At 69.9% G+C, this 25079-nt stretch carries 25 protein-coding genes; 3 read left to right on the top strand and 22 right to left on the bottom strand.

What is annotated here, in order from left to right:
- Nucleotides 1-103: 103 nt before the first annotated feature.
- The 12 genes from pufC to ACLBWX_RS07230 form a co-directional block, all read right to left on the bottom strand.
- Complete coding sequence (pufC, locus tag ACLBWX_RS07175) at nucleotides 104-1213, bottom strand: photosynthetic reaction center cytochrome PufC (RefSeq protein WP_447676387.1); 1110 nt, start codon at nucleotides 1211-1213, stop codon at nucleotides 104-106.
- Complete coding sequence (pufM, locus tag ACLBWX_RS07180; RefSeq protein ID WP_447676388.1) at nucleotides 1210-2202, bottom strand: photosynthetic reaction center subunit M; 993 nt, start codon at nucleotides 2200-2202, stop codon at nucleotides 1210-1212. The genes pufC and pufM overlap by 4 nt, the downstream gene beginning before the upstream one ends.
- A gap of 27 nt (nucleotides 2203-2229) precedes the next feature.
- Nucleotides 2230-3054, bottom strand: a complete 825-nt coding sequence (pufL, locus tag ACLBWX_RS07185) for a photosynthetic reaction center subunit L (protein ID WP_056467695.1) — start codon at nucleotides 3052-3054, stop codon at nucleotides 2230-2232.
- A gap of 111 nt (nucleotides 3055-3165) precedes the next feature.
- Complete coding sequence (gene pufA, locus ACLBWX_RS07190; protein WP_018043293.1) at nucleotides 3166-3354, bottom strand: light-harvesting antenna LH1, alpha subunit; 189 nt, start codon at nucleotides 3352-3354, stop codon at nucleotides 3166-3168.
- A gap of 14 nt (nucleotides 3355-3368) precedes the next feature.
- Nucleotides 3369-3590 (bottom strand): light-harvesting antenna LH1, beta subunit, encoded by a 222-nt coding sequence (gene pufB, locus ACLBWX_RS07195; RefSeq protein WP_055956020.1) that lies wholly within the window; start codon nucleotides 3588-3590, stop codon nucleotides 3369-3371.
- 200 nt (nucleotides 3591-3790) lie between these two features.
- Entirely contained in the window at nucleotides 3791-4006 is a 216-nt protein-coding gene (locus tag ACLBWX_RS07200; RefSeq protein WP_447676537.1) for a hypothetical protein, read from the bottom strand.
- A 134-nt stretch (nucleotides 4007-4140) separates the two neighbouring features.
- Nucleotides 4141-5607 (bottom strand): chlorophyllide a reductase subunit Z, encoded by a 1467-nt coding sequence (bchZ, locus tag ACLBWX_RS07205; protein ID WP_447676389.1) that lies wholly within the window; start codon nucleotides 5605-5607, stop codon nucleotides 4141-4143.
- Nucleotides 5607-7187 carry a chlorophyllide a reductase subunit Y gene (gene bchY, locus ACLBWX_RS07210; RefSeq protein ID WP_447676390.1) on the bottom strand — a complete coding sequence of 527 codons (1581 nt, stop codon included), beginning with the start codon at nucleotides 7185-7187 and terminating at the stop codon, nucleotides 5607-5609. Before bchY ends, bchZ begins: the two co-directional genes overlap by 1 nt.
- Before the next feature lie 6 nt (nucleotides 7188-7193).
- Entirely contained in the window at nucleotides 7194-8195 is a 1002-nt protein-coding gene (locus ACLBWX_RS07215) for a chlorophyllide a reductase iron protein subunit X (protein ID WP_447676391.1), read from the bottom strand.
- Nucleotides 8192-9127, bottom strand: coding sequence for a chlorophyll synthesis pathway protein BchC (bchC, locus tag ACLBWX_RS07220; RefSeq protein ID WP_447676392.1), 936 nt, complete (start codon nucleotides 9125-9127; stop codon nucleotides 8192-8194). Before bchC ends, ACLBWX_RS07215 begins: the two co-directional genes overlap by 4 nt.
- A gap of 111 nt (nucleotides 9128-9238) precedes the next feature.
- Nucleotides 9239-10390, bottom strand: a complete 1152-nt coding sequence (locus ACLBWX_RS07225) for a methyltransferase (protein ID WP_447676393.1) — start codon at nucleotides 10388-10390, stop codon at nucleotides 9239-9241.
- 1 nt (nucleotide 10391) lies between these two features.
- Nucleotides 10392-11261 (bottom strand): polyprenyl synthetase family protein, encoded by an 870-nt coding sequence (locus ACLBWX_RS07230; protein ID WP_447676394.1) that lies wholly within the window; start codon nucleotides 11259-11261, stop codon nucleotides 10392-10394.
- Nucleotides 11262-11293: 32 nt separating this feature from the next.
- On the opposite strand from ACLBWX_RS07230, the gene crtD reads away from it, so the two are divergent.
- On the top strand, nucleotides 11294-12880 hold the full coding sequence (crtD, locus tag ACLBWX_RS07235; protein WP_447676395.1) for a 1-hydroxycarotenoid 3,4-desaturase CrtD: 1587 nt from the start codon (nucleotides 11294-11296) through the stop codon (nucleotides 12878-12880).
- The gene (locus tag ACLBWX_RS07240; protein ID WP_447676396.1) at nucleotides 12838-13737 is read left to right on the top strand and encodes a carotenoid 1,2-hydratase; all 900 of its coding nucleotides are present in this window, start codon (nucleotides 12838-12840) and stop codon (nucleotides 13735-13737) included. The genes crtD and ACLBWX_RS07240 overlap by 43 nt, the downstream gene beginning before the upstream one ends.
- 6 nt (nucleotides 13738-13743) lie before the next feature.
- Here ACLBWX_RS07240 and ACLBWX_RS07245 read toward each other — a convergent pair whose 3' ends face one another.
- Genes ACLBWX_RS07245 through ACLBWX_RS07255 form a run of 3 tightly spaced genes read right to left on the bottom strand, consistent with a single transcriptional unit; the run spans nucleotide 13744 to nucleotide 16530 of the window.
- Entirely contained in the window at nucleotides 13744-13905 is a 162-nt protein-coding gene (locus ACLBWX_RS07245) for a hypothetical protein (protein WP_181259591.1), read from the bottom strand.
- Nucleotides 13902-15023, bottom strand: coding sequence for a phytoene/squalene synthase family protein (locus ACLBWX_RS07250; protein ID WP_447676397.1), 1122 nt, complete (start codon nucleotides 15021-15023; stop codon nucleotides 13902-13904). The genes ACLBWX_RS07245 and ACLBWX_RS07250 overlap by 4 nt, the downstream gene beginning before the upstream one ends.
- Entirely contained in the window at nucleotides 15004-16530 is a 1527-nt protein-coding gene (locus ACLBWX_RS07255) for a phytoene desaturase (RefSeq protein ID WP_447676398.1), read from the bottom strand. Before ACLBWX_RS07255 ends, ACLBWX_RS07250 begins: the two co-directional genes overlap by 20 nt.
- Before the next feature lie 287 nt (nucleotides 16531-16817).
- On the opposite strand from ACLBWX_RS07255, the gene ACLBWX_RS07260 reads away from it, so the two are divergent.
- A complete protein-coding gene (locus ACLBWX_RS07260; RefSeq protein ID WP_447676399.1) occupies nucleotides 16818-17231 on the top strand; it encodes a hypothetical protein in 414 nt (137 codons plus the stop codon).
- A 66-nt stretch (nucleotides 17232-17297) separates the two neighbouring features.
- On the opposite strand, the gene ACLBWX_RS07265 is transcribed toward ACLBWX_RS07260, so the two are convergent.
- The 7 genes from ACLBWX_RS07265 to puhE form a co-directional block, all read right to left on the bottom strand.
- On the bottom strand, nucleotides 17298-17930 hold the full coding sequence (locus tag ACLBWX_RS07265) for a LysE family translocator (RefSeq protein ID WP_447676400.1): 633 nt from the start codon (nucleotides 17928-17930) through the stop codon (nucleotides 17298-17300).
- Between the two features lie 325 nt (nucleotides 17931-18255).
- Nucleotides 18256-18846, bottom strand: a complete 591-nt coding sequence (locus tag ACLBWX_RS07270) for a GNAT family N-acetyltransferase (RefSeq protein ID WP_447676401.1) — start codon at nucleotides 18844-18846, stop codon at nucleotides 18256-18258.
- 98 nt (nucleotides 18847-18944) lie between these two features.
- Complete coding sequence (gene bchO / locus ACLBWX_RS07275) at nucleotides 18945-19853, bottom strand: alpha/beta fold hydrolase BchO (protein ID WP_447676402.1); 909 nt, start codon at nucleotides 19851-19853, stop codon at nucleotides 18945-18947.
- Nucleotides 19854-19863: 10 nt separating this feature from the next.
- The gene (locus ACLBWX_RS07280; protein ID WP_447676403.1) at nucleotides 19864-21561 is read right to left on the bottom strand and encodes a magnesium chelatase subunit D; all 1698 of its coding nucleotides are present in this window, start codon (nucleotides 21559-21561) and stop codon (nucleotides 19864-19866) included.
- A gap of 10 nt (nucleotides 21562-21571) precedes the next feature.
- Entirely contained in the window at nucleotides 21572-22684 is a 1113-nt protein-coding gene (gene bchI / locus ACLBWX_RS07285; protein ID WP_447676404.1) for a magnesium chelatase ATPase subunit I, read from the bottom strand.
- A gap of 221 nt (nucleotides 22685-22905) precedes the next feature.
- A complete protein-coding gene (gene hemA, locus ACLBWX_RS07290) occupies nucleotides 22906-24123 on the bottom strand; it encodes a 5-aminolevulinate synthase (RefSeq protein WP_447676405.1) in 1218 nt (405 codons plus the stop codon).
- A 104-nt stretch (nucleotides 24124-24227) separates the two neighbouring features.
- On the bottom strand, nucleotides 24228-25079 hold the full coding sequence (puhE, locus tag ACLBWX_RS07295; protein ID WP_447676406.1) for a putative photosynthetic complex assembly protein PuhE: 852 nt from the start codon (nucleotides 25077-25079) through the stop codon (nucleotides 24228-24230).

A 25079-nucleotide genomic window follows, 5' to 3' on the forward strand; every position in this document is an offset into this window, starting at 1 on the left:
GCGGGGTCTTCGCCTGCCTCCACAGGCGTTTGAACCTCAAAACGTAGAAATGCCGCTGGGCTGGTCCCAGCGGCGTTTCTCGTTTCACAGCAATCTACTCTGTCTATTGTGGCGCAGGCACCGGCGATTGCATCGGAGCGGTCGTGTCGGGCGCCTTGGGGTCAGCCGCACCCACGGTCTCGGTGGATTTCGCGAGTTCCGGGTAGGCATCGACCACGTGAGCCCCGTTCAGCGGCTTGCTGACCCCGTTGTGGCAGGTGGTACAATTCACCTTCGGCACGTCGCCGAGGGCGCCGAGGCGGTTCGGCGGGAAGGTCGACAGCAGCGGATCGAGGTAGTTGCCGTTGATGTCCCGCACCATCCGGATGCCGTGCCAAGCGGTGGTCCGCTGCGGCGTGCTCTGCGACCAGTTCGAGATCGCCCGGGTATTGTGGCAGAAGGTACAGTTCACCCCGAGACCTTCCGACATGTGGATCATCAAGCCGTAGGTCTTCTCGGCATCCTGGATCGGCTTGCCCTTCGTCGTCGGCAGCGCCGTCGTCGCGTTCACCCGGATCGCATTGTTGTCGATGTTCTTGTCGGCGAGATACTCGGTGAGGGTATCGTAGGGCAGCGAAGCCAGGCCGACCGAGGGTGCGGCCATGTTCTGCCCAATGTTGCGGGCGATGAAACCGCCTGGGCGGTTCGGACCCGGCTGGGTGAACCAGATATTGGCCGGCACCGGCTGCCCGCGGTGACAGGTGTAGCAGGTGACGCCGGCACCACCGACGTGGTTTTCCTTCCAAGAACTGTTGATGTGCTGCGTCATCTGCAGCATCCGGCGCGCGACCTTCTTCTGATAGAGGCTGTCGTCGGCCATGTTCTCTGTGTTGTGACAGTAGGTACAGCCCTGCTCGGGGCTGACCCATTCGGTCATCGAAGCCATCAGCCGATTGAACTCATTGACGCTGACGTTCTTGAGGACCTGGACGTTTTCGTAGGTCGTGCCGGCGAGTTCCTCGCCGGGCTCGGCCGGATCGGCGGGTGCCGGCGCGAGGTTGGCTGCCTTGGTTGCCTCGACCCCTTCGCGGGTGTGGACCTGCGCCATCGCGGTGCCGCGAAAGCCGTTCTGATGGACCGCCAGCGGCGGTCGATCCCAATCGGTCAACCCCACCATCGCCACCGTGAGGAAGAAGGCGATGGAGGCTCCGAGGACGGTGAAGAAGGTCTTCATGGAGCTCCCCCGGGAATGCTGGTGGGTGACACGCTCAGCGGATCGATGACCGGCGGATAGACTTGCGGATAGGACGGGGCGACGCCGTGCTTGACCGCCCAGAGGTACCAGTTGTCGACGACCGTGCCAGTGAGCAGGATGCCGATGCCGCCGGTGAGCGTCGTCAGGACCGCGAACCACCAGGCCCAGCGGTGGACCGACTCCATGGTGGCGTTGAAGCCCATGGTCCAGCGCCAGAACAGAGCGGCGCGCTCGGTGGCGGTACCGCGGTCGACGATCTGGTCGATCTCACGCTCGCCGCCGAAGCGGCTGACCGCAAGGATGGTCCCACCATGCATCGCGAAGAGCAATGTCGACCCGTAGAGGAAGACGATCGAGAGCATGTGGAAGGGATTGTAGAACAGGTTGCCGTAGCGCAGCGAGAACGCGGCGGTCCAGTCGAGGTGCGGGAAGATGCCGAAGGGCACCGCCTCGCTCCAGGACCCCATCAGCACCGGCCGGATGAAGCCGAGGACCAGGAACAGCCAGATCGCCGAGGCGAAGGCCCAGGGCACGTGGTAACCGAGGCCGAGCGCCTTGGCGCGGCGGAACAGGCGCAGCCACCAGAGCATCACGGATGCGGTGAGGAAGAAACCGGCGATCAGCCACCACCCGCCTTCGGCCAGGGGCGGCAGGACCCGCAGGCCGTATTGCGGTCGAGGTGGTTCGAGGGCCAGCCAGGGAAGCTGGCGCACGAACTGGATCGGATCCCAATTTACGCTCGCCCACATGTTGAGGCCGATGATCTCGAAGGCGATCAGGCCGCAGGCGAAGGAGAGCGCCCCGAGATAACCGATATAGATCGGGCCGACCTGGGCGTTGCCGATGAGGCCGAACAGGTAGGAGTTGAACGGGGTGCCCCAGCGCTTGTTCGAGTCGACCGGGATGCCGAGGTCCGGCGAGATCGGGCGGACTTGAACTTCGGAGAAGATGTTCTGGTAGTAGGCCATGGTGTCACGAGCCTCCCTTTTTCGAGATCAGCGCCAGACCGGGAGATTGAGCCACCAGCCCCACCACTCGGGCCAGCCACGGGTCCAGATGGGACCGCTGATGACGATGCAGACCGCGCTCCAGAACCCCGCCGACAAGGCCAGGAAGAGGCCGAGCCGGTGGATGCCCAAGGTTCCGATCGAGTAGCCGATGGTGTCGCGGAAGAAGGTGTCCTCGTGCTCTGGGGTCTTCACCACCTCGCCTTTGCCAGGATTGGTGGAGGACAGGATCAATGAGCCGTGGAGCGAGAGCGCCAGCGTCGTGGTGAAGAAGAACGTCACCGCCAACATGTGCGCCGGATTGTAGTGGAAGTGCAGGTACTGGTAGCCGGTGTTCGAGACCCAATCGAGATGGGAGAGGATACCGTAGGGGAAGCCGTGCCCCCAAGCACCCATCAGCAGCGGCCGGATCACAACCAGCGTGACATAGGCGAAGATCGCAACCGAGAAGGCGAAGGGCACGTGGTAGCCGATGCCCAACTTACGGCAGATCTCGACCTCGCGGAGAGCCCAGGAGGAGAAGGCGCCCACGGCGCAGAAGGTGATGATCTGCCAGAGGCCGCCTTCCTGGAGGGGGGCCAGAGCGAGCCCATATTTCAGATCGGGGGGCGCGATGTTGATCTGCCAGATGTTCCAGGTCGGCCCGAGCGCCGCGCCGTAGATGATCAGAGCAGTGCCAAGCACCGAGAAGAATAGCGTCGTGACGCCAAAGAAGCCGACATAAAACGGCCCGACCCAGAAATCGAACAGGTCTCCGCCGACCAGCGTGCCGCCGCGGACGCGGTATTTTCGTTCGAAACTCAGCATCGCCATCGCGACCTCCCAGGCCCATCACCAGTCTTGTCGGCGATGGTCGACGGGTGGCTCGTGGCCAGCCCGCCGATCATCCGTTTTCGAGGGACTCTGCTTTTGATACCGGCCTGGTCAGGCAGGCATCGTCGGCAGAACCAGCGTCTGCGCGTTGGCGGCACGCGGCGCCTTGGGGCCTTCCAGCCAGTTGAACCGGTCGGTGCTGAGTAGGATGAAGTGAATCAGCAGCGCCAGAATGAACAGGAAGGTGAAGAGCGCCACCAGGGTGCGGCGCGGATCGAAGAGAAGCCAGACCTTGTGCATGATGGGGGTCCTTCTCAGGAGAGCAGGGAGACGACGCCTTGGGCAGCCGTCTCGAGGGCGGCGTAGCCCTTCGGTCCGGGCAGCCACGGGCGCCACAGCCACACGAGGATGTGGGCGACCACGGCGATCGCCGTGAAGATGATGAAGCTCGTCAAGAAGATCGCGTGGAACTCCTTGGCTTCCGGTTCCGTCAGCCCGGACAGGCTGCTCGGTTTTTCGACAATGCCATTGGCCATCGGTTCAAACCTCCGCTTTGACTAGCCGCGCCCGTGGGACGGGAGACGGCGGGGTGCGCCTGCGGCCGCGCAGCGCGGCTTCGGCGGTCCTTCCCGCCTGTTCGGACGGGAGGTCGATCGGGGGCGGGCATAGTGCCTCGACCCGAGGGCAAATCAGGTCAGGGAGGCCCCGCAGCGGCACCGCGGATTCTCCCTGGGGGTCACCCCATGAAGACGAAGGGGATCGCCGAGACGGCCATGGCCCGCGCCTCCGCGAAAACCGAGCGTTGCTGCTGCGGCAGCGTGCTCTTGGCCTGCGGGATCACGCGCTGCGCGAGCGCGGCGACCAGGAAGAACGGGTAGGTGGAGGCCAGGATGATCCGAAACTGGACCTCGTCCTGATGCAGACGCGACACCGGATTCAACGAACGTTGCATGGGATGAGTCTCCTCCTGGCGTTCCGCGGCAGGACGCATCCGGTTCAGGACGCGCGGGGTCGGCATAGACCGGCTGGACGGCGCCGCACCGTACCAGCCGGAAAGGGAATGGGGGTCGAGCCGGGGTTGCGCGCTCATGCGGCGGCTCCCAGGCTGGCTTCGGCGCGCGCGCGCTCGACATGGCCGACGACGACACGTGTTCCGCTCTCGCACCGGGCGACGCGCTCGGCTGCGTCGCGCAGGCGCTTGGCCGCCGAGATACGCACTAGCACGGGATGGGCCTCGACGAGTTCGTCGAGACGGGCGCGGGCGGCCTCGTCCCACGGCAGCTCGCGATGAAGGCGCGCTGGGGTCGCCTCCACCTTGTCCATGTCGCGCGCGAGCGGCAGGATGTGGAAGAGCATCTCGAAGAGCGCGTTGCAGACCTCCTGGACGAGGTAGGTCGCGCCGGCGAAGCCCATGAAGGGCGTGCCGGTGTACCGCCGGATGATCGCCCCGGGAAAGGAGGCCGGCACGAAGACGGCGCGGGCGCCCGCTTCGGCCGCGTACATCCGCTCGTTGAAGGATCCGAAGAGAACCAGGGGTGGATTCTTCGCGATCATCTCGCGAATGGCAGCGTTGTCGGTCTTCGCGCCCGCCCTGCGGGATTCCGAGAAATGGCAGGGCAGTCCCATCTCGTCCTCGAGAAAGTGCCGGACCCCCCGCGCATAGGTCTCCGAGGCCACGATCCCGAAGCTCGCCGTTCCGAAGAAATCCTGCGTCACCGAGCGCCAGAGGTCCCAGATCGGCTTGATCGTGGTGTGCTTCTCCCGCGCGATGAAGGGCTCCGGATCGAGGCCGAGCGCCTCGCCGAGGGCACGCAGGAACCGCGTCGTCGAGTGGATGCCGATGGGCGCCTGGAAGTAGGGACGCTCCAGGGCCTCGCAGAGCAGGCGGCCGAACTCGCGGTAGAGACAGATGTTGGCATCGGCATTCACCAGGGCCGGCACGTCGGCGAGGTGCGAGCCGAGGGGGAAAACGAGGTTCACCTCGGCGCCGATGCCCTCCACCAGCCGGCGGATCTCGGCAAGGTCGGAGGGCATGTTGAAGGTGCCGTAGGCAGGCCCGATCAGGTTCACCCGCGGCTTCACGCCCTCCTGGCGTTCCGGTCGGGCAGGAATGCCCTTCTTGGCGAAACGCTTGGCGCCGTACTCGTTCCAGAGCCAGGCCATCGCTCGGTCGGCAGCCTGCCACTGGTCCTCGTCGATGGTGCGCGGCAGGAAGCGCTGAAGGTTGGTGCCCTCCGGCGTCACGCCGCCGCCGATCATCTCTGCGATGGAGCCGGTGACGACCACGCTCGGCTGGGTCGGGTCGAGGGTGGCGTGCGCCCGCTTCATCGCGGCTTCGGTGCCGTGGCGGCCGAGTTCCTCCTCGGCCAGGCCCGTGACCACGATGGGCAGTTCGTGCGGCGGCAGGGCGTCGGTGTAGTGCAGCACCGAAGTCACCGGCAGATTCTCACAGCCCACCGGACCGTCGATGACGACCTGCAGGCCCTTGATGGCGGTGAAGACGTAGACGGCGCCCCAGTAGCCGCCCGCCCGGTCGTGATCGATGACGAGCATCAGGCCATCTCCCCGATCGGATCGTGGGTGGGCTTCGCTCGTACCTCGGAAGCGACGTTTCGACGGAGCTTCGGTACGTCTTCCCAGATGCCGGCGGCATGGCCCTCGCCGACGCCGTCGAAGAAGTCCCGCATGGCATCGAAGCGCGCGCGGTTGCCAAGCGCGGCATTGATGACCTTGGCGAGGGAACCGGCTCCCGCCACGCCCATGAGCGGACGGGCCGAGATCAGGTTGGTGAAGTAGAGGGCCGGAATGCCGAGCGCCTTGGCCTTCTGCACCACGGGCGTGGTGCCGATGGCGAGGTCGGGCCGGACATCCATCAGGGCCGCGAGGTCGTCCTCGAGGGACGCCCGGTAGCGCACCGTGACGCCGCGGGCCTCCAGCCAGTCCCGGTCGGCCTCGGAATGGGGCGTACGTGGGCAGGCGGTGCCCACATAGGCGAGGTCCGCACCACTCTCCACGAGAAGGCGGCCGACGAGCAGTTCGGAGCCTTCGTAGCCCGACAGCGTGATCCGTCCCCGAATGGGGCTGGCATCGAGCGCACCCCTGATCATGGGCAGGATGCGGTTCTTGGCGGCCTCCACGGTGGCGCGCGGCACGGCGCAGGCCTCGCCGATGCGATCGAGCCAATCGGCGGTGCCGTCGTGCCCGACGGGTGCCGAGCCGACGATCGGCCGCCCGGCCGCCGCGAACTCGCGGAGCGAAGCGGTATAGAAGGGGTGGATCGCCGCAACGGCGGTGCAGTCGAGCGCCGCGTAGAGCTCGCGCCATTCCCTTGTGGGCACCACGGGACCGGCACTCAGGCCCAGAGGCTCCAGCAGGCCGCCGATGACGACCGGATCGGCGGGGAACATCTCGCCGAGAAGGGCCACGGTCGGGCGCTCGGACCGACCGGCGCGGGGCGGCTGGACGGGTCCCTGCTCGGCCTCGCTGCGCGCGAACTTCAGCATCGCGCCCGCCAGGACGTCCTTGGCCTCGGCATGGGTGGGGACCCCGAAGCCGGGAACGTCGATCCCGATGATGCGGACTCCGTCGATCTCCTTCGGCAATAGGCGCAGCGGCACGCCGGAGGCCGCTGGCACGCAGAGATTGATCACGACGACGGCGTCGTATTCGGTGGGCTTGGCCACCTGGAAGACCGCTTCGCGGATATCTTCGAACAGCTTGCCCGTCACGAGAGTCTCGGAGTTGAAGGGCACGTAGCCCACGCTCCGCTTGGCTCCATAGAAGTGCGCGGTGAAGGTCAGGCCGTAGACGCAGCACGCCGAGCCGGAGAGAATCGTCGCCGTGCGGCGCATCCGCAGGCCGACCCGGAGCGAGCCGAAGGCCGGGCACATGCTCTGGGGCTGATCGTGCGGGCCGGTCGGATAGTCCTTCCGGAGTTGCTCCAGGGTGTCGGACATGCCGGCGGCCTCTGCGGCCGCCCGCAGCGTGTCCTTGCCGGAATGGCAGCCCAGGCCGTCCCCCTTCACAGCCGCGTGGTTCAAGACCGCGGCCGAAGTGGAAGGCACCGGGACCAGGCTCGATGCCGGGCGCTCCTTGCGGGCACGAAGATCGGCGATGTCGAGGGTGACGGCCATGATGCGTCAGACCTCGTCGTAGACGACTTCGAGGGATGGCTTCACGATCTGCGTCGTGCCGCACATGTCCTCGAAGGTGGCGGGCACCAGGGTGACGCCGCGTCCGACGGCTTCGCCCTTGAACAGACCCAACAGCCCGTCCTGGCTGAGGGGCGTCGGATGGTTCGGGGCCGCCTCGTGTACGTTCTGAGCCAGATCTGCGAACAGCGAGCCCCAGGGACTCTCGGGCCGGCCGATGATCTCGTAGTTCGCGCTCTTCTTGCGGATGTCGTCGTCGGCCGGGATTGAAGCGAGGACCGGGATCCCGACCGCTGCCGCAAAGGCCTGCGCCTCGCCAGTTCCGTCGTCCTTGTTGATGACGAGGCCGCCGACACCGACATTGCCGCCGAGCTTGCGGAAGTATTCCACCGCCGAGCAAACGTTGTTGGCGACGTAGAGCGACTGCAGGTCGTTCGAACCGACGACGATGACCTTCTGGCACATGTCGCGGGCGATCGGCAGGCCGAAGCCGCCGCAGACCACGTCGCCGAGGAAGTCGAGGAGGACGTAGTCGAAGCCCCACTCGTGGAAGCCGAGCTTCTCCAGCAGCTCGAAACCGTGGATGATGCCGCGTCCGCCGCAACCACGCCCGACCTCGGGACCGCCGAGCTCCATGGCGTAGACGCCATCGCGCTTGAAGCAGACGTCGCCGATCGCGACCTGCTCGCCGGCGAGCTTCTTCCGGGTCGAAGTCTCGATGATCGTCGGGCACGCGCGTCCGCCGAACAGCAGCGAGGTGGTGTCGCTCTTTGGATCGCACCCGATGAGCAGGACCTTCTTACCCTGCTGGGCCATCATGTAACTGAGATTGGCGAGGGTGAACGACTTTCCGATACCGCCCTTGCCGTAGATCGCGATGATCTGCGTGGCTTTCGTGGCGGCGACCGGCACGGGATCCGGCTCGATGCCGGCCTCGGTGCGCAGGGCCTCGGAGGCCTTCAGGGCGGCGCCACTCAGCTGCATGTTCATGCGGCTCTCCAATCCAGGATCAACTTCAGGCACTCGGGCTCGCCGAAGGCCGTTCGGTAGGCATCGGGAGCGTCCGTGGCCGGTCGCCGATGGGTGACGAGGCCGTCGAGGGAGAGACGATCCGCAGCGATCAGCGCGAGGGTCGCCGTGAGGTCTTCCGGTCGCCATTGGGCAGCGACGCGGATGCGGGCTTCGCGCAGGAAGGCCGGGGCGAAATCGAACCCGAGTCGGCCCTCGTAGAAACCGGCGAGGACGATCTCGCCGCCTTGGGCGAGGCGCGTGATGGCCGTATCGAGGATCGCGGGGTCGCCGCTGACATCGAGGATCGTCGCGTAGTCCCGCCGGGTATCCGCATCGGGAGCGACGACCAGGTAGGCATCGCCGTTCGAGCGGCGGACGGGGTTGGTCTCCCACACCTGGGGGCTCCCGCCGAGCGCCACGGCGATCCGCGCGACGAGATGTCCAAGGACGCCGTGGCCGACGATCAAGAGGGGACGTTGCAGATCGATGCCTGCGAGGGCATGGCGGGCGGTGGCGGCCAGCGCGATCAGGGTTCCGCGCTCACCCAACGCATCGCCGATCGGAACCAGTCGATCACCGGCACTGACGAGATGAGATGCCGCCCCGCCGAACAACCCGCGCACCGGGCCAAAGCAGCGGGCGCCGGGGACGAACACGGTCTGCCCGACCCGAACTCCACTGCCGGCCCCCGCCTCGATGACTTCGCCGACGGACTCGTAGCCGGGCACCAGCGGGTAGCCCATGCCGGGAAACTGAGGCATCCGGCCGGACCAGAGCAGGCGTTCGGTTCCTGTGCTGATCCCGCTCCAGCGCACGGCCACCACGGCGTCGACCGAGGTGGGATCGTCGAGCGCCAGGCTCTCGATGCTGAGCTTGCCGGGATCGTGGAGAACGACGGCGTTCGTCTGCATCGAAACTTCCCTCCCCTGATCCACCGACTCGGTTCGTTTCGTTCTGAACCTGTTGTGTCATCCTAGATAGACACTTCTAAACGTCAAGGCAAAGTTACACTTGCGGACGCCTTATCGCGTGGACACCAGAAGGCGGGCGAGAAGCGGGCGCCGGGTGGAAACCTCGCGGGTCCGCTTGAAGCCTGCTTCGGCAAGCAGCGCGGTCAGCTCCTCTCGGGTTCGGCAGTGACCGCTGCCCATCGCCAGGAGGTAGAATCCGAAATACGCATCGGTGACCTGTTCGGCGCCGGGCGTGCCGCTCATGGGTTCGGCGAGAACCAGGCGCCCGCCCGGTGGCAGCGCATCCCGGACGACCCTCAGCAGGATCCGGACGGTCGCGTCGTCGTGATCGTGAACGACCCGCACCAGGGAGATGACGTCGGCGCCGGGCGGTAGGAGATCGGAAACGAAGCTGCCGCCGAAGGTCTCGAAGCGACCGTCGAACCCAGCCCGCGCCAGTTGTCCCTGCGCGCGTCGGGCGACCGCCGGCAGGTCGAACAACCGGAGCCGGAGGGCAGGTGCCGTTCGGCCTGCCGCCATCAGAAAGGCGCCTTCGCCACCGCCGACATCCATCAGGCAGGCGTGGCGCCGCATCGGGTAGGCGTCGAGGATATCTTCGGCAATCAAGGCCTGTGACGCCGACATCAAACCGCTATAGGGCGCGATCGCATCCGTCTGCAGGCCGGCCCCGTCTTCACTCGCGTAGGGCCAATAGCCCGCGAGACGAGTCCGGCCCGCTTCCCCGCGCAGGAGAGCAACGGGATCGCGCAGGTCGTCGTAGAGCAGGGCGTGGTGCTCGATCATTCGGCCAATCGACGGATTGCCGACCAGGGCGGCACCGAGATCCGCCAGAAGGTAACGGCCATCGCTCAGGCGCCGGATCAGGCGCAGCGAGGCCGCCGCCTTGAGGAGTCGCGCCGCGGCCTCGGACGACAGCCCCATGCGCGCGGCCAGGACCGCTTCGGACATCGGTCCATTTGAGAGCCAGCCGAAGAGATCCAGCCGGACGCAGGCGAGGAGCGTCTGCGAGTAGGTGAACCCGGCGCAGAGATCGAACAGCGCTCGCGTATTCGAACGCGCGATGCCTCGCGTCAGCGGGAAGGCCGCGGCCCAGCGCTGGAACCGCGGGTCGGCCACGATGCGGGCCCGGAGGGCATACCATCGGGCAAGAAGCCCGCCGGTGCCGGGCGGAACCTGGGGATCGAGTGTGACGCTACGCGCCACGTCAGGCCAGTTCCTGCGCAAGGCTCGCGGGAAGGAAGAGGCGCGTCTGCGCCACGATCTCGGCACGGAGGACCTCCGCACCGGGACAGTCGGGAATCACGTCGACGGCCTCGCGCACGAGGCGCTTCAGACGTGCCAGCGCCCCACCCATGCCGAGAAGCGCAGCGGCGTTCGGCCGGCCGAGCGTCGAATCGCGACCGACGGGCTTGCCGACCTCTTCCTGGCGACAGGCGACATCGCGCAGGTCGTCGGCCACCTGATAGGCTTCCCCGAGGCATTCCCCCAGGAGTCGCCAGGGTAGCGACGGTGCGCCGGCCGCAGCCGCCCCCGTCACCGTCGCGGCGGCGAACAGGGCCCCGGTCTTGGCCTGCTGGTATTCCGTGAGCGCCACGGTCGGTTCGGATTCCCAGGCCTGTCCCGCGGCGATACCGGAAGGCGAGCCGGCCGCCCGGGCGACGAGGCCGACCAGTGCGGCCAGACGCTGGGGGCTGCGCGCCGCACCCCGGGCAAGAGTCTCGAAAGCCGAGACGATCAGCGCATCCCCCGTCAGCACCGCCAGGGGCTCGCCGAACGCCGCATGGACCGAAGGCTGGCCGCGCCGGACCGGTGCATCGTCGAAGCAGGGCAGATCGTCGTGCACCAGCGAAGCGCAGTGCAGAAGTTCGATCGCCGCAGCCGCAGCGTCCGAGGCCGACGGATCGTCGTCCCCGCAGGCGCGAGCGACCGAGAGACAGAGGCGCGGACGGATCCGGTGTCCACCTGGGAAGACAGCATAGCGGATCGATTCCGCGAGTCGTGGTGGAGCTCCTGGGGCCTCGAGATGGGCCACGGCGGTGTCGAGGGCCTGCTCGATGCGACGGTTGGCGTCCATTGGCCGTCTCTCCGATGTCACTTGTTCTTGCTATGACAAAGTGTCAGGATTTATTGACAGTCGTCAAGACAGAACCGCATGACGGAGAAACCTGGGTGAAGGTTGTCATCATCGGCGCCGGAATCGGGGGTCTCGCGGCGGCCTTGAAGCTCGCCGCCGCTGGGCTCGACGTCACGGTGTTGGAGGCCGGTCAGCGACCGGGCGGCAAGATGCGCCGCGTTCCCGTGGGCGGCACCGCCATCGATGCCGGGCCCACCGTCTTCACCATGCGCTGGGTCTTCGAGGAGATCTTCGCCGAGTGCGGCGCCGACCTCGCCGCCCACGTCGGGCTGGAACCGGCCGCGATCCTGGCCCGTCATGCCTGGGGTCCGGGCGAGCAACTGGATCTCCACGCAGACCCGGACGCCTCGGAAGCGGCGATCGGGGCGTTCGCCGGGCCGCGCGAGCGTGACGGATACCGTCGCTTCCGCGCCCGGGCCGCCGAGGTCTACGCCACCTTGGAAGGGCCGTTCATCCGCGGCGAACGCCCGAGCCCGATCGACCTGACGCGTCGGGCAGGGCTTTCCGGCATGGGCGACCTCTGGCGGATCCAGCCTTTCACAACGCTCTGGCGCGCCCTCGGCGACTATTTCGCCGATCCGCGCCTCAGACAGCTCTTCGGCCGTTACGCGACCTATTGCGGCTCGTCGCCCTTCGCCGCGCCTGCGACCCTGATGCTGGTGGCGCATGTGGAGAGCCAGGGCGTCTGGCACGTGGCCGGCGGCCTCAGCCGGCTCGCCGGCGCGGTGGCCGAGCTGGCGGCGGAGCGCGGCGCCGGGTTCCGTTACGGAACTACGGCCCGTGGCATCGCCCTGCAGGGCGGCCGCGTCGTCGGCGTCGACCTCGACGACGGTGAGCGGTTGCCGGCGGATGCCGTGGTCTGCAATGCCGACGTGGCGGCCCTGGCCGACGGCCTCCTCGGACGCGACGCCGCTCGGGCGGCGGAGACCGTTCCAGCCGCCGACCGTTCGCTCTCGGCGGTCACCCTCTGCCTGCAGGCGCGTGCCGACGGCTTCCCGCTGTCACGGCACACGGTGTTCTTCTCTAGCGACTACGCGGCCGAGTTCGCGCGCATCGGTGGCGGGCACCTGCCGGACGATCCCACCGTCTACGTCTGCGCGCAGGACCGGAACGAGGCGAATGCGCCGTCGGGCCGGCCCGAGCGCCTGCTCTGCCTCGTCAACGCCCCGCCCCGGACCTTCAGCCCCTCGGAGATCGAGACATGCGTGACCACGATGCGGCGGCGCCTGAGCGCGAGCGGTTTGACTCTTTCGGAGACCGCGGCGCCGGTGACGACGGGACCGGCGGAGTTCGCGCGCCTGTTCCCGGGATCGGGGGGGGCGCTCTACGGGCGGGCGTCCCACGGCTGGATGGCGTCGTTCAAGCGCCCGGGCGCCCGCACGCGGATTCCGGGCCTCTACCTCGCGGGGGGGAGCGTGCATCCGGGGCCGGGGGTGCCGATGGCGGCGCAGTCCGGGCGGATCGCGGCGGACAGCCTGCTGCGGGACCGGAGTGGCGCCCGCGCTTCGATACGCGGGTGGATCGCGACGGCTACGTCTGGTGGTACGTCGATGCCCTGAGCGAGGACGGACGCCAGGGCCTCACCATCATCGCCTTCATCGGAAGCGTCTTCTCGCCCTACTACGCCTGGGATCCGACCCGCGATCCCTTCAATCACTGCGCCGTCAACGTCGTGCTCTACGGGGAGCGGGCCAACCGCTTCTGCATGACCGAGCGGGGCCGCGCGAGCCTGAGCCGCGATGCCGATCACATCCAGATCGGGCCGAGCGGCCTGTCGTGGGACGGCACCACGCTGACGATCCGCCTGGACGAGGTGACGGCGCCGATCCCCTCGCGGGTCCGGGGGACCGTGCGCCTGCGCCCGGGCGGGTTCACGCCGGGGCCGCACCGCCTCGACGCCCTGGGCCAGCACCGCTGGTGGCCGATGGCGCCCTCTTCGCCCGTGGAGGTGGCCCTGGAGGAGCCGGGGGTCGCCTGGAAGGGCACCGCCTACTTCGACACCAACCACGGCGACACCTCGCTGGAGGCGGCCTTTCGCGACTGGACCTGGTGCCGGGCCGACCTGCGTGACGGGGCGGCGATCCTCTATGACGTGAACCGGACCGATGGCACCCGGCAGGAGCTGACCCTGTGCTTCGCCGCCGACGGAACGCCCCGGGACATCGACCCGCCGCGGCGGGTCGCGCTGCCGCCGACGCGTTTCTGGCGGATGCCGCGCGACACGCGCAGCGACGATGAACGTGTCGAGGTCGCGCGCACTTTCGAGGACACGCCCTTCTATGCGCGCTCGTGTATACGGTCGACCTTGCGCGGCGAGTCGGTCCGGCCGATCCACGAGAGTCTGTCACTCACGCGTTACAGTCACCCGCTGGTGCGGCTGATGCTGCCGTTCCGGATGCCGCGCCGGACGCGCTGATACGGATCAGGCCGGCGGGCCCTTCGCCCGCTCGGCCGCGGCGCGTTCCGCCTCTGCCCGGTCGCGCCGGATGCCGCGCTTCAGGACGACGAGTTGCCAGATCGCCAACCCGAGGGCGAGGGCGAAGACCAGGCCGATGTCGAAGGCGGCGAAGAGCGGGTCGGTCACGGACCGACCGGCACGGCGCCCTCGCGCTCGCGCAGGGTCTCGATGAGGTCGAGGACCCGGGCGACCTGGCCGGGAACGTTCCACCAGGCCGGCGCCGAAGGTACGGGCTGGGCGGCGACGGCCTCCACCAGGAAGGCGGTCTCGGCCAGGGCCGGCGCGGAGTGGGCGGGCACGGCGGCGAGCGGCAGCAGGGCGCGGGCCATCAGCGCGGCCTTGCGGCGGCCGGGAACGCGGGCGCGGGTGGAGACCGGATCGAGCCCGCCGCGCTCGAGGTCGCGGCCGATCTCCGCATAGATCAGGCGGGCGGCGCGGATGGCGGGCCGGCAATCGATGGGCAGCCCGGGGATGCCGGCTTCCGCGCGCAGGTAGAGTGTTTCGGCGACGGCGAGGAGGCGTCCGACGACCGCCCCGAGTTCCGGGCCGGCGACGGGGTTCGCCAGGAAGGCGTCCGGGTCGAGGCCGGCCTCGCGCAGCCAGGCCAGCGGCAGGTAGAGCCGCCCGGCCCGGGCGTCCTCGCCGACGTCGCGGGCGATGTTGGTGAATTGCATCGCGACGCCGAGGTCGCAGGCGCGGGCCAGGACGGCGCCGTCGCGCACGCCCATTAGGACGGTCATCATCGCGCCGACGCTGCCGGCGACCCGGGCCGCGTAGGCGGTGAGGTCGGACAGGGTCTCGTAGCGCCGCCCCTGGGCATCCCAGGCCAGACCCTCGATGAGGGCGGCCGGCAGGGCCTGGGGCAGCTTGTGCACGGCCACGAGGTCGGCCATGGCCCGGTCGGCGGCCGCGTCGCAGGGGGCGTCGTCGTAGATGCGGGCGAGGCGCGTGGCGAGGCGGCCCAGGGCCGCCGGCCGGTCCCGGGCCAGGGCGTCGTCGACCGCGTCGTCGGACAGGCGGCAGAAGGCGTAGAGCCCGTAGGCCGGCCGCCGGACCCGCGCCGGCAGCAGGGCGGAGGCGGCAAAGAAGCTGCGCGAGCCGTCGCGGATCGCGGCCCGGCAGGCGGCGTGATCGGCCGCATCCGCGTGGGGCGTCGCCCAGAGCGGCGCGCGGGCCGGCGCGCGCCGGACGGCGTCGAAGAGGGTCACCTCGGGCCGGGCGATATCAGGCGAACAGACGCGCATCCGGCACCACCGTGTCGAGGACCTTGGCCGAGGACAGAACGCCGGGAAGCCCGGCGCCCGGATGGGTGCCCGCGCCGACGAGATAGAGATTTCGGAACGCCGAGGAGGCGTTGTGCGGCCGGAACCAGGCCGATTGCGTCAGCACGGGCTCCAGGCCGAAGCCGGAGCCGCGGAAGCTCAGGAAGTCGTCGGCGAAATCCGCCGGCGTGGTGATGCGGGAGGTGACGATCGATTCCGAAAGACCCGGCATCACCGAGGCCTCCAGGCTGTCGGCGATGGCCTTCCGGTAGGGCTCGGCCAGCGCCGACCAGTCCTGCCCGCCGGCGAGGTTGGGCACCGGCGCCAGCACGTAGAACGCATCGCAGCCCGGGGGCGCCAGGAGCGGGTCGGTGGCGGTGGGGCGATGCAGGTAGAGGCTGAAATCCGGCGCCAGCACCTTCCGGACGAAGATGTCCTCGATGAGTTCGCGGTAGCGCGGCCCCATCAGGATGGTGTGGTGGGCGAGGTCGGGAAACTGCCGGTTCGTGCCGAAGTACCAGACGAACAGGCCCATGGAGGAGGACGAGGCCTTGAGCTTCGCCCGGTGCCAGGACCGGCCCTCCCCGCCCAGGAGGGTCAGGTAGGTCTCGGCGGAATCGGCGTTCGAGACGACGATGTCGGCGGCGATGCGGGTGCCGTCGGCCAGCGTCACCCCGGTGGCGCAGCCCGCCGCGACGTCGATCCGGGCGACCTCCGCCCGGTAGCGCATGGCTCCGCCCTGTCCCTCGATCAGCTTGACGAGGCCGTCGACCAGGCGGCCGGTGCCGCCCATGGCGAAGTGCACGCCCCAGCGGCGCTCCAGATGGGCGATCAGGCAGTAGATGGCGCTGGCCCGGAAGGGCGAGCCGCCGATCAGCAGGGGGTGGAAGCTGAAGATGGTGCGCAGGCGCTCATCGCGGATGTGGCGCGCCACGAGGTCGTAGACCGAGCGATGGCCGCCGAGGCGCAGCAGGGAGGGCGTGATCCGCAGCATGTCGCGGACCGACGAGAAGGCGACGTGCCCCAGTTCCTCGAACCCGACCCGGCAGATCGCGGCGCTGCGCTCCATGAAGCGTTCGTAGCCGGGGACGTCCTCGGGCGAGAACCGCGCCACCTCGGCCCGCATGGCATCCGGATCGCCGCTGTAGTCGAAGGTGGCGCCGTCGGGGAACCGGATGCGGTAGAAGGGCAGCATCGGCGCCAGGGTGACGTCGTCGGCCATGCGCCGTCCGCACAGGCTCCACAGCTCCTCGAACAGGAACGGCGCCGTCACGATGGTCGGCCCGGCATCGAAGGTGAAGCCGTCCTGCCGGTGGACCCGGGCCCGGCCGCCGGGCTGCTCCAGGCGCTCCAGCACCGTCACCCGATAGCCGCGCGCGCCGAGGCGCACCGCCGCCGCCAGACCCCCGAAGCCGCTCCCGATCACCACCGCGTGCGGGCGGTGGGACCGGGTCGTCGCAAGGCTCGGCGGGTCGGCGAGTGTCAACATAGGCTGACACTATTCGCGGGGAGGCGTCGGGCGCAAGCGTTGATTTCGCCTCCCGTTGCTACGCTGGCGATGACGTCCCTCGTGCTCTGACTTCAGCGACGGGCGCATTCTATCGCTAAGAAAATTGACTGTGCACACTCGAGGATACAGCCCTGAGTGAACTACGTCTTAGCGGTGATCTGTACATCTTGTGTCATTAGACAGGGACGGCTCAGGTGAGCGTGTCGCTCGGACGGGTGGCATCGAACCTTCCGACCCCTTCGCTGAGTCCCTCCGGGACATACCCGATGAACAACTTCTTCAAATCGCTCGCCATCTACGCGCTCGCAGGGCCACTCATTGGTTCACTGGTCTATTTTTGCGTTCGCTCCTTCATCGAATGGGATCCCAATATATTTCAGATCAATCTATACATGATTATAGTTGTCTCCTATGGCATCGGTATCATTCCGGCACTGCTCAGTGGCTTCCTATATCAGTATCTAGCCTTTTTCATCAAAAGCAAGATCGTTAGAGTATTGACGGCAATACCCATTGGTGCAGCTGCCATGTTCACTTGGATCAGCGAAACATCGGGATATGTCGTTTTGTTCGACAAATCGGTGTCGTTGTCGGTGCTGTTCGGATCCTTCGTGTCATTCGTGTGCGCTGGCATCATCGAATTCAGCACCCCGTCCGCACGGATCGCGGAAAGACCGTGAATGGCGCTCGAAACAGATCTTGCAGATACGGCTCGCGCGCGTCGTCAGCCTTGATGGGGTTCGGCGTCAGCGCCGCGCCTCGGTCATCATCCGCACCGCGAGGCCCGCCAGGACGGTTCCCATGATCCAGCGCTGGACGGTGGCGAAGGACGGCCGGTGCCTGAGAAACCGGGCGATCGATCCGGCCGAGACCGCGACCAAGGCGTTGACCAGGACGCTCAGCACGATCTGGATCGCCCCGAGGCTCAGGGCCTGGGCGAAGATGCTGCCGCGCGCCGGATCGATGAACTGCGGCAGCAGCGACAGGTACATCACCGCGATCTTCGGGTTCAGCAGGTTGGTCAGGAGCCCCATCAGGAAGAGCTTGCGGGGGCTGTCCTTCGGCAGGGCCTTGACCTCGAAGGGCGAGCGTCCGCCCGGCCGGACCGCCTGCCACGCGAGCCAGAGCAGGTAGAGCCCGCCCATCAGGCGAATCGCATCGTAGGCATAGGGCACCGCCAGGACGAGGGCGGTGATGCCGAAGGCGGCGCAGAGCATGTAGACCACGAAGCCGAGGGCGACGCCGCCCAGCGAGATCAGGCCCGCCCGCGGTCCCTGGCAGATCGAGCGCGAGATCAGGTAGATCATGTTCGGCCCCGGCGTCAGGGCCATGCCGAGGGCGATCGCCGCGAAGGCGAGGAGGCTCGTGGTTCCGGGCACCTTCGTGATCCACCTGCGTGAGAGGTCGGGGGCGGCCGGCAGCGGGATCCGCGTTCCGGCCAGCCTTGCGGGCCGAGACTCCCTTCATCGGAGATCGGCGTCGCCAGAACGCTGCAAATCGTGGGCCGGCGGCGCTGCCGATCATCGGGGAACATTCGTGCGCGGCGACGGGTCGATATCACGACACCGCCGAACGAGAGGATTCCGCCATGCCGCAGATGTTCGATTGGATCTTCTTCGCGATCGTCCTTCCCCTGCCGGCGTATCTCCTCTGGGACTGGTATCGGCATCGCGATCCCCCGACGGGGCGGCAGGCCGGGCCGCGCTAACGCGGCTTCTCGAGCTGCCAGGTCAGGTGGGTCCGCACGGTCGGCCAGTCCGGCGCGACGATGCTGTAGACGCAGGTGTCCCGCAGGGAACCGTCCGCGAGGCGCTGGTGGTGGCGCAGGATGCCGTCGAGCCGCGCGCCCAGGCGCTCGATCGCCCGCCGGCTCGCCTGGTTCATCGCATGGGTGCGGAACTCGACGGCGAGGCAGCCGAGCCCGTCGAAGGCGTGGGCGAGCAGCAGGCGCTTGGCCTCGGTGTTCAGGTGGGTGCGCTGGACGCGGGCGGCGTACCAGGTCGAGCCGATCTCCACCCGCGGCCCGGCGGCGTCGATGTTCATGTAGGTGGTCATGCCGACGGGGCGTCCGCCGGGGCCGTCGAGGACGGTGAAGGGCAGCATCGTGCCCGTCGCCTGCAGGTCGAGCCGGCGCGCGATCTCGGCCGCCATCCGGTCCGGGGCGGGAATGGCCGTGTACCACAGGCGCCAGACGTCGCCGTCGCGCACCGCGTCGGACAGGGCTTCGGCGTGGTCCTGCGCCAGGGGCACGAGTTCGACATGCCGGCCGGTGAGCGTGAGGGGCGACAGGGCCATGGGGGAAAACCTCGCGGACGGGCGCCGGGCCGGCGCCGTCTCCGGACAGCCCGCAGCGGACATCCTGCGCCCGTCGGTGCGGCCGGGCCGCCTCCGCGTCAAGCCCCCGCCGTAGAGCGCTCGGCGGCCTGATGCCGGTAGGCCGCGACGATCTCGGCGGCGATGCGGTCCGGCGCCTCCTCGTGGGCGAGGTGCCCGAGGTTGCGGATGAGGCGGACCCGGGCGTCGGGCAACCGGTCCTTCAGGGCGAAGGCGGTCTCGGGGGCGATGGCCTTGTCGTCCCCGCCGACGAGCAGCAGCGTCGGCACCGCGAGCCGGCCGATGTCCCGGTCGAGGGCGGCGAGGTTCCAGTTCGCCATCATGCCGAGGGCGCCGGCGACGTGGCCCGGGCGGCGGAAGAGGCGCCGGTAGAGGTCGAGGCCGCGGGCGTCGAGGCGGGAGCCGGTTCCACGGATCAGGCGCTCCACCGCCGGGCGGTCGGCGGTCCAGGCGAAGATCCGCGGGGTGACGGGGTTCAGGAACAGCATCCGGGCGAGCCCCGGGAACAGCACCGAGGCGAGTCCGGGAAAGGGCGTCAGCGCACCGTTGAGGGCGACCAGCAGGCGGGGCTTCAGGCCGTCGAGGCAGAGCCGCACCAGGATCGCCGCGCCGGCGGAATGGCCGACCACGAGGTCCGGTGCGATCTCGAGGGTGCGCAGCAGGTCGCTGATCGCCGCGGCCATTCCGGGCAGGGACAGGCGTCCGGCGGGCAGCGGATCGGTGAAGCCGTGGCCGGGCAGGTCCGGGGCCACGACCCGGAAGTGCTCGGCGAGGAGCGGCGCGAGACCGGCCCAGGAATGGGTGGCCGCGCCGGTGCCGTGCAGGAGCAGGACGACGGGGGCCTCGGGTGCCCCGAATTCCTGCACGTGCCAGGTCAGGTCGGAGGCACGGACGAACCGGCTCGCGGCGCGGTTGGGCCAATCTGCGCCGTCGCGCTCCCATTGGGGCCGGTCGCTCGGCGCAGGCATCGCGAATCCTTCAGCGTGCCGAGCGGATCGCGGTGCTCATGGCCGCGGCATCGGCGTAGGGAAGCGGGACATAGCGCGCGCCCATCGCTTCGGCGAGGCGCCGCGCGGCATCCTGAGGCCGCGCGGCGGTGTCGATGAGGATCGAACGGATGTCGGCGGCGCGCAGGAGGCCGGCGGCGTTCAGGGCCTCGGCGCCGGCCGCGGCTCGGCCGGACGCACCGGAGCGGGCGATGTTGGCGCGCCCGTCGGTGAGCACCACCACGACCGGGGTCCCGCCGCCGCGCCGGACGGCGCGCGCGAGGTCGCCGGCCGCGTCGAGGCCGGCGGCGAGGGGCGTGCCCCCGCCCCCCGGCAGGGCCGAGAGGCCGCGCCGGGCGCGCGCCAGGGCGCGGGTGGGCGCCAGCACCACCTCGGCCCCGCTCCCCCGGAAGGCCACCAGGGCGACCTTGTCGCGTCGGACATAGGCCTCGGCCAGGAGCAGTTCGACCGCGCCCTTCGCTTCCGCGAGGCGCTCCAGTGCGGCCGAGCCGGAGGCATCCACGGCGAAGATCGTGGTGGTCTCGCTGCGCTGCCGGAACCGGGTGATGCGGAAATCGGCGCTGCGCACCTCGATCAGGCGCGGGGAGCCCTGCGCGCCGGCCCGCAGGCGCTGCCAGGGCGCGGCGGCCCGCAGGGTTGGCAGGAGCGCGAGGCGGCCGGTGCGGGGCGAGCCGGGCCGGGTTCCGGCCGGGCGCCCGCTGCGGGGCGCCTGCATCACCGCGCCGACGCGGCCCGCTTTCGGCGACGACGGCGCCGCGCCGGCCTGGGCGAGGCGAGCGAGAAGATCCGGCGGGATCGCCGCGCGGGCGGCCTCGACGAGGCTTTCCGCACCCGGTTCGAGGCCGGCATCGGAGGGCGCGGACTCGTCCGGCGCGGGCGGCTCGGGTCGCTCCGGGGGCGCGGCCGGCGCCGCTTCCGTGCTCGGGGGCAGGCGCGTCGCGCGGGGGGCGAGGACGAGGCAGACGGCCTCGCGCACGTCCTCCGCGCGGAGTTTCCCGCTCCCCGCCAGCAGGCGGGCGACCCGCAGCGCCAGCAGGGGTGCGCGCAGCGAGAGGATGCCGAGTTCGGCCGCGACCGCGCAGAGATCGGCGACCGCGCTGTCGGGATCGACGTCCGGCGCGGCCGGGTCCGGTGCGGTTTCCGGCGGATCTCCCTGGGTGTCGCCCCAGGCGAGGGTGGTGAGGTCGAGCCGGAAGGCCAGGCGGTCGGCCAGGGCCTCGGGAACCCGCGCGTCGTCGCCCTCCCCCTCGTCGAGGAGGATCAGGCCGATCCGCGCCGGTGCCCGGGCGGCCGGTCCGTCGCGCTCCGCCCGGACCTCGCCCGCATCCAGGACCGCGGCGAGGCGGGCGGCGGTGCCGGGCGACAGGCGCTCGGCCATCGGCACGACCACGCACCCGCCGTCGGCCTCGGCGAGGAGCCCGGACTGGGCGATCGGCCGCCCCGCCGCGAGGGTCGCGGCGAGGTCGAGGCCGCCGAGAAGGCGGTCGTCGGCGATCCCCGCCGGCATCCGGCGCGGGGGCCGGCCGGGTCCGAGCACGCGGGCGAGGTGGTCGAGCCAGAGGTCGCGCACGGGACCGGCCCCGGCCCGGACGAGGACGCCGCCGCAGCCGTGCGGATCGGCGGCGGCGAGGCCCGCCACGCGCAGGGCGTCGGCCCAGGCCGAGCTCATCGGGCGGGGCTCATCGGGCGAGGAGGTCCTCGACGGCGCGGGCGACGCGCGCGGTGGAGCCGGATTCGTCGAGGGGGTTGCGGCGCAGGCGGTGGCGCAGGGCCGAGGGGGCGATCCGCGCCAGATGGTCGAGGTCCACCGTCTCGGCGCCCTCGTAGGCGGCGAGCGCCCGGGCGGTGCGCATCAGCGTGAGTTCGCCGCGCAGGCCATCGGTGCCCAGCGCGAGGCAGAGCCGCGCGGCGGCCTCCAGGGTGGCGTCGGGGACACTGAGTGCGGGAAGGCGCGCGCGGGCGGCGGTGAGCGCCTTGCGGATGGCGCGGTCGGCCTTGGCGTAGCCCGCGCAGAACGCCGCCGGATCGCGCTCGTAGGCGTCGCGGCGGCGGACCACGTCGATGCGGGTCGGCAGGTCCGTGGGCGTCGTCACCTCGACCGCGAGGCCGAAGCGGTCGAGGAGCTGGGGCCGCAGCTCGCCCTCCTCCGGATTGCCGCTGCCGACGAGGACGAACCGGGCGGGATGGCGGATACTCAGGCCCTCGCGCTCCACGGTGTTCACGCCGGAGGCGGCCACGTCGAGGAGGAGGTCGACGAGGTGGTCCTCGAGGAGGTTGACCTCGTCGATGTAGAGGAAGCCGCGGTTGGCCCGCGCCAGAAGACCCGGCTCGAAGGCCTTCTCGCCGCGCGTCAGGGCGCGCTCCAGGTCGAGGGCGCCGACCACCCGGTCCTCCGTGGCGCCCAGCGGCAGATCCACCACCGGGACCGGAACGGACTCGGCACGCAGCACCGCCTGCGCGCGGCAGTGGTGGCAGTGCTCAACCGGCCGGCCGGGATCGCAGGCATAGGGACAGCCCACCACCGCCGCCATCGGTGGCAGCAGGGCGGCGAGCCCCCGGATCGCCGTGGACTTGCCTGTGCCGCGGTCGCCGAAGACCAGCACGCCGCCGACGGACGGGTCGACGGCCGCGATGAGGAGCGCCCGGCGCATCTCGTCCTGGCCGACGATCGCGGAGAAGGGAAAGGTGGGTGCGGCAGCCGGGAGGCTGCGCGGCGGCTTGTCCGGGCCGGTGGCCCGGAGGATCGGAGCCTTCTCGCGCGAAGACGCGGTGGAGACCGGTTTCGGAGGCATCGCTCGGATCGATCCGTTCACGTTCATGCGCTTGGTCTTTCCTGATCCCGGCGCCCGTTGCGCATCGCCCGCTCCCCTCTGCGGGAGACGGTGGCCCCCGTCCGCGGCCGGCTGAGGGGAGCACCGTGTTCGGAAACGCCTTCGCCTCTCGCGGGACTTCGTCCCGGCCCGCCTGCTCCGCAGGCACCCTCCCCCGCACCGGGGGAGGGCTTGCACGTCGTCTACTCGGCCGCGGCGCGCTGCACGCCCATCCGTGCCCAGATCGCTCTCAAGGCCCCGACCAGATGGTCGATGTCAGCGTCCGAGTGCAGCGGCGAGGGCGTGATGCGCAGGCGCTCGGTGCCGCGCGGCACGGTGGGATAGTTGATCGGCTGGACGTAGATGCCGAACTCCTCGAGCAGGGTGTCGCTGATCGCCTTGCACAGCACCGGGTCGTAGACCATCACCGGCACGATGTGGCTCTCGTTGGACAGGTAGGGAATGCCGGCGGCGTCGAGGCGCGCCCGCACCGTGGCGGCCCGCTCCTGGTGCCGGGCGCGCTCCGCGCCGCTGGCCTTGAGGTGGCGGATGCTGGCCGCCGCACCCGCGGCGACGGCCGGCGGCAGCGAGGTGGTGAAGATGAAGCCCGAGGCGAAGCTGCGCACGAAGTCGCAGAGCTTGGTCGATCCCGTGATGTAGCCGCCATGGACCCCGAAGGCCTTGCCGAGGGTGCCCTCGATGACGTCGAGGCGATGGGCCAGCCCGTCGCGCTCCGAGATGCCGCCGCCGCGTGCCCCGTAGAGGCCGACCGCGTGGACCTCGTCGAGATAGGTCAGCGCGCCGTGCGCCTCGGCGACGTCGCAGATCTCCGCGATCGGGGCGATGTCGCCATCCATCGAGTAGACCGATTCGAAGGCCACGATCTTCGGGCGGGCGGGGTCGACCAGGCGCAGCTTGCGGTCGAGATCCTCGGGATCGTTGTGGCGGAAGATGTGGCGCTCGGCCCGGCTGGCCTTGATCCCCTCGATCATCGAGGCGTGGTTGCCGGCGTCCGAGAAGACGGCGCAGCCGGGCATCTGCGACCCGAGGGTGCCGAGCGCCGCCCAGTTCGAGACGTAGCCGGAGGTGAACAGGAGGGCTGCCTCCTTGCGGTGCAGGTCGGCGAGCTCGCGCTCCAGCAGCACGTGGTAGTGATTGGTGCCCGAGATGTTGCGGGTGCCGCCGGCTCCGGCGCCGCAGCGGTCCAGCGCCTCGTGCATGGCGCCGAGGACGGCCGGATGCTGGCCCATGCCGAGATAGTCGTTGGAGCACCAGACCGTGACGGGCCGCGTTCCGGCCGGGGTGTGGTGCGTCGCGTGCGGGAAGCGGCCCGCCTGCCGTTCGAGGTCGGTGAAGACGCGGTAGCGCCCCTCGCGGTGCAGGCCGGCCAAAGCAGAGCCGAAGATCTCTTCGTAGTTCATGCCCGTCCCCTTCCCTCGTTGCACGGCGGGTTCTGGCCCGCTCGCCTCTCCTGCCGCCGCGGCGGCGTCGATTGAGCCGGTCCGCCGGGGCGGTCCGGGTGATTTCAATGTCTCTCCGCCTCGGCGAGGCACGGCTCGCCGACGCGGGTGCCCTCCCCGCGCGCGGCCGGGACCGGCGACGGCACCGGACCGGAGCCGGACACCTTCGGCAGGCTCCACTGCCAGAGCGCGGCCGAGGGCAGCGGCAGCATCAGGAAGCCGTGCTCCAGGGTGGCGAGCGCCATGAGGGTCGCCAGGATGCTGAAGCCCGCGACCTCGTGGGCCGTGATGCCCTCGGCCAGCGCCGCCAGCACCAGGGCGGCGGTGGCGAGGCCGGCCGCCGTCACCGAGACCGGGAACAGCGGGTTCATGGCGCGCACCCGCAGGTAGCTGCCGAGATAGGCGAGGTGCTCGGGCAGGAACTCGGCATTGAGGTTGCGCACCCCGAGGAACAGGTTGAGGCGGGCCGAGAGGTTCATTCCCCAGAGGACCAGGTAGGTCCACAGGGCGAAGTGGTTCGGCTGGCCCCAGGTCAGGGCCAGGATCGCGAGGCCGCCGGCCACGATGGCCGCCTCGTGCCAGAGGCTGGTAGCCGCCGCCGCCCGGAAGCGTTGGAAGCCCCGGGCACCCGGGGGACAGCCCACCGCCCGCGGGCCGGAGACGAAGCCCATGTAGTAGCTCATCTCCTGCCAGCCCCAGACCACCAGGGCCGCCGTGAAGGCGATGTACGCGCTTCCCTCGCTGGCATCCCCGGCCGAGGCGCCGATGGCCCAGAGCGCCAGGGCGAGCACGCCCGTGCCCGCGACCATGCTGGCCGCGTGGGTGGCGCGCGGGCGATGGTCGAGGAGCAGGATGAGGCCGGTGGAGAACCACCAGACCAGCACCGCGTAGAGGGCGGGAAGCGCGTAGGCCGCCAT

This window comes from Methylobacterium sp. M6A4_1b (assembly GCF_053345175.1).

Coding starts and splice junctions, on each gene's coding strand:
- pufC (WP_447676387.1), bottom strand. CDS start 1,213: ATGAAGACCTTCTTCACCGTCCTCGGAGCCTCCATCGCCTTCTTCCTC.
- pufM (WP_447676388.1), bottom strand. CDS start 2,202: ATGGCCTACTACCAGAACATCTTCTCCGAAGTTCAAGTCCGCCCGATC.
- pufL (WP_056467695.1), bottom strand. CDS start 3,054: ATGGCGATGCTGAGTTTCGAACGAAAATACCGCGTCCGCGGCGGCACG.
- pufA (WP_018043293.1), bottom strand. CDS start 3,354: ATGCACAAGGTCTGGCTTCTCTTCGATCCGCGCCGCACCCTGGTGGCG.
- pufB (WP_055956020.1), bottom strand. CDS start 3,590: ATGGCCAATGGCATTGTCGAAAAACCGAGCAGCCTGTCCGGGCTGACG.
- ACLBWX_RS07200 (WP_447676537.1), bottom strand. CDS start 4,006: ATGCAACGTTCGTTGAATCCGGTGTCGCGTCTGCATCAGGACGAGGTC.
- bchZ (WP_447676389.1), bottom strand. CDS start 5,607: ATGCTCGTCATCGATCACGACCGGGCGGGCGGCTACTGGGGCGCCGTC.
- bchY (WP_447676390.1), bottom strand. CDS start 7,187: ATGGCCGTCACCCTCGACATCGCCGATCTTCGTGCCCGCAAGGAGCGC.
- ACLBWX_RS07215 (WP_447676391.1), bottom strand. CDS start 8,195: ATGAACATGCAGCTGAGTGGCGCCGCCCTGAAGGCCTCCGAGGCCCTG.
- bchC (WP_447676392.1), bottom strand. CDS start 9,127: ATGCAGACGAACGCCGTCGTTCTCCACGATCCCGGCAAGCTCAGCATC.
- ACLBWX_RS07230 (WP_447676394.1), bottom strand. CDS start 11,261: ATGGACGCCAACCGTCGCATCGAGCAGGCCCTCGACACCGCCGTGGCC.
- crtD (WP_447676395.1), top strand. CDS start 11,294: ATGACAAAGTGTCAGGATTTATTGACAGTCGTCAAGACAGAACCGCAT.
- ACLBWX_RS07250 (WP_447676397.1), bottom strand. CDS start 15,023: ATGCGCGTCTGTTCGCCTGATATCGCCCGGCCCGAGGTGACCCTCTTC.
- ACLBWX_RS07255 (WP_447676398.1), bottom strand. CDS start 16,530: ATGTTGACACTCGCCGACCCGCCGAGCCTTGCGACGACCCGGTCCCAC.
- ACLBWX_RS07260 (WP_447676399.1), top strand. CDS start 16,818: ATGAACAACTTCTTCAAATCGCTCGCCATCTACGCGCTCGCAGGGCCA.
- ACLBWX_RS07270 (WP_447676401.1), bottom strand. CDS start 18,846: ATGGCCCTGTCGCCCCTCACGCTCACCGGCCGGCATGTCGAACTCGTG.
- bchO (WP_447676402.1), bottom strand. CDS start 19,853: ATGCCTGCGCCGAGCGACCGGCCCCAATGGGAGCGCGACGGCGCAGAT.
- ACLBWX_RS07280 (WP_447676403.1), bottom strand. CDS start 21,561: ATGAGCTCGGCCTGGGCCGACGCCCTGCGCGTGGCGGGCCTCGCCGCC.
- bchI (WP_447676404.1), bottom strand. CDS start 22,684: ATGCCTCCGAAACCGGTCTCCACCGCGTCTTCGCGCGAGAAGGCTCCG.
- hemA (WP_447676405.1), bottom strand. CDS start 24,123: ATGAACTACGAAGAGATCTTCGGCTCTGCTTTGGCCGGCCTGCACCGC.
- puhE (WP_447676406.1), bottom strand. CDS start 25,079: ATGGCGGCCTACGCGCTTCCCGCCCTCTACGCGGTGCTGGTCTGGTGG.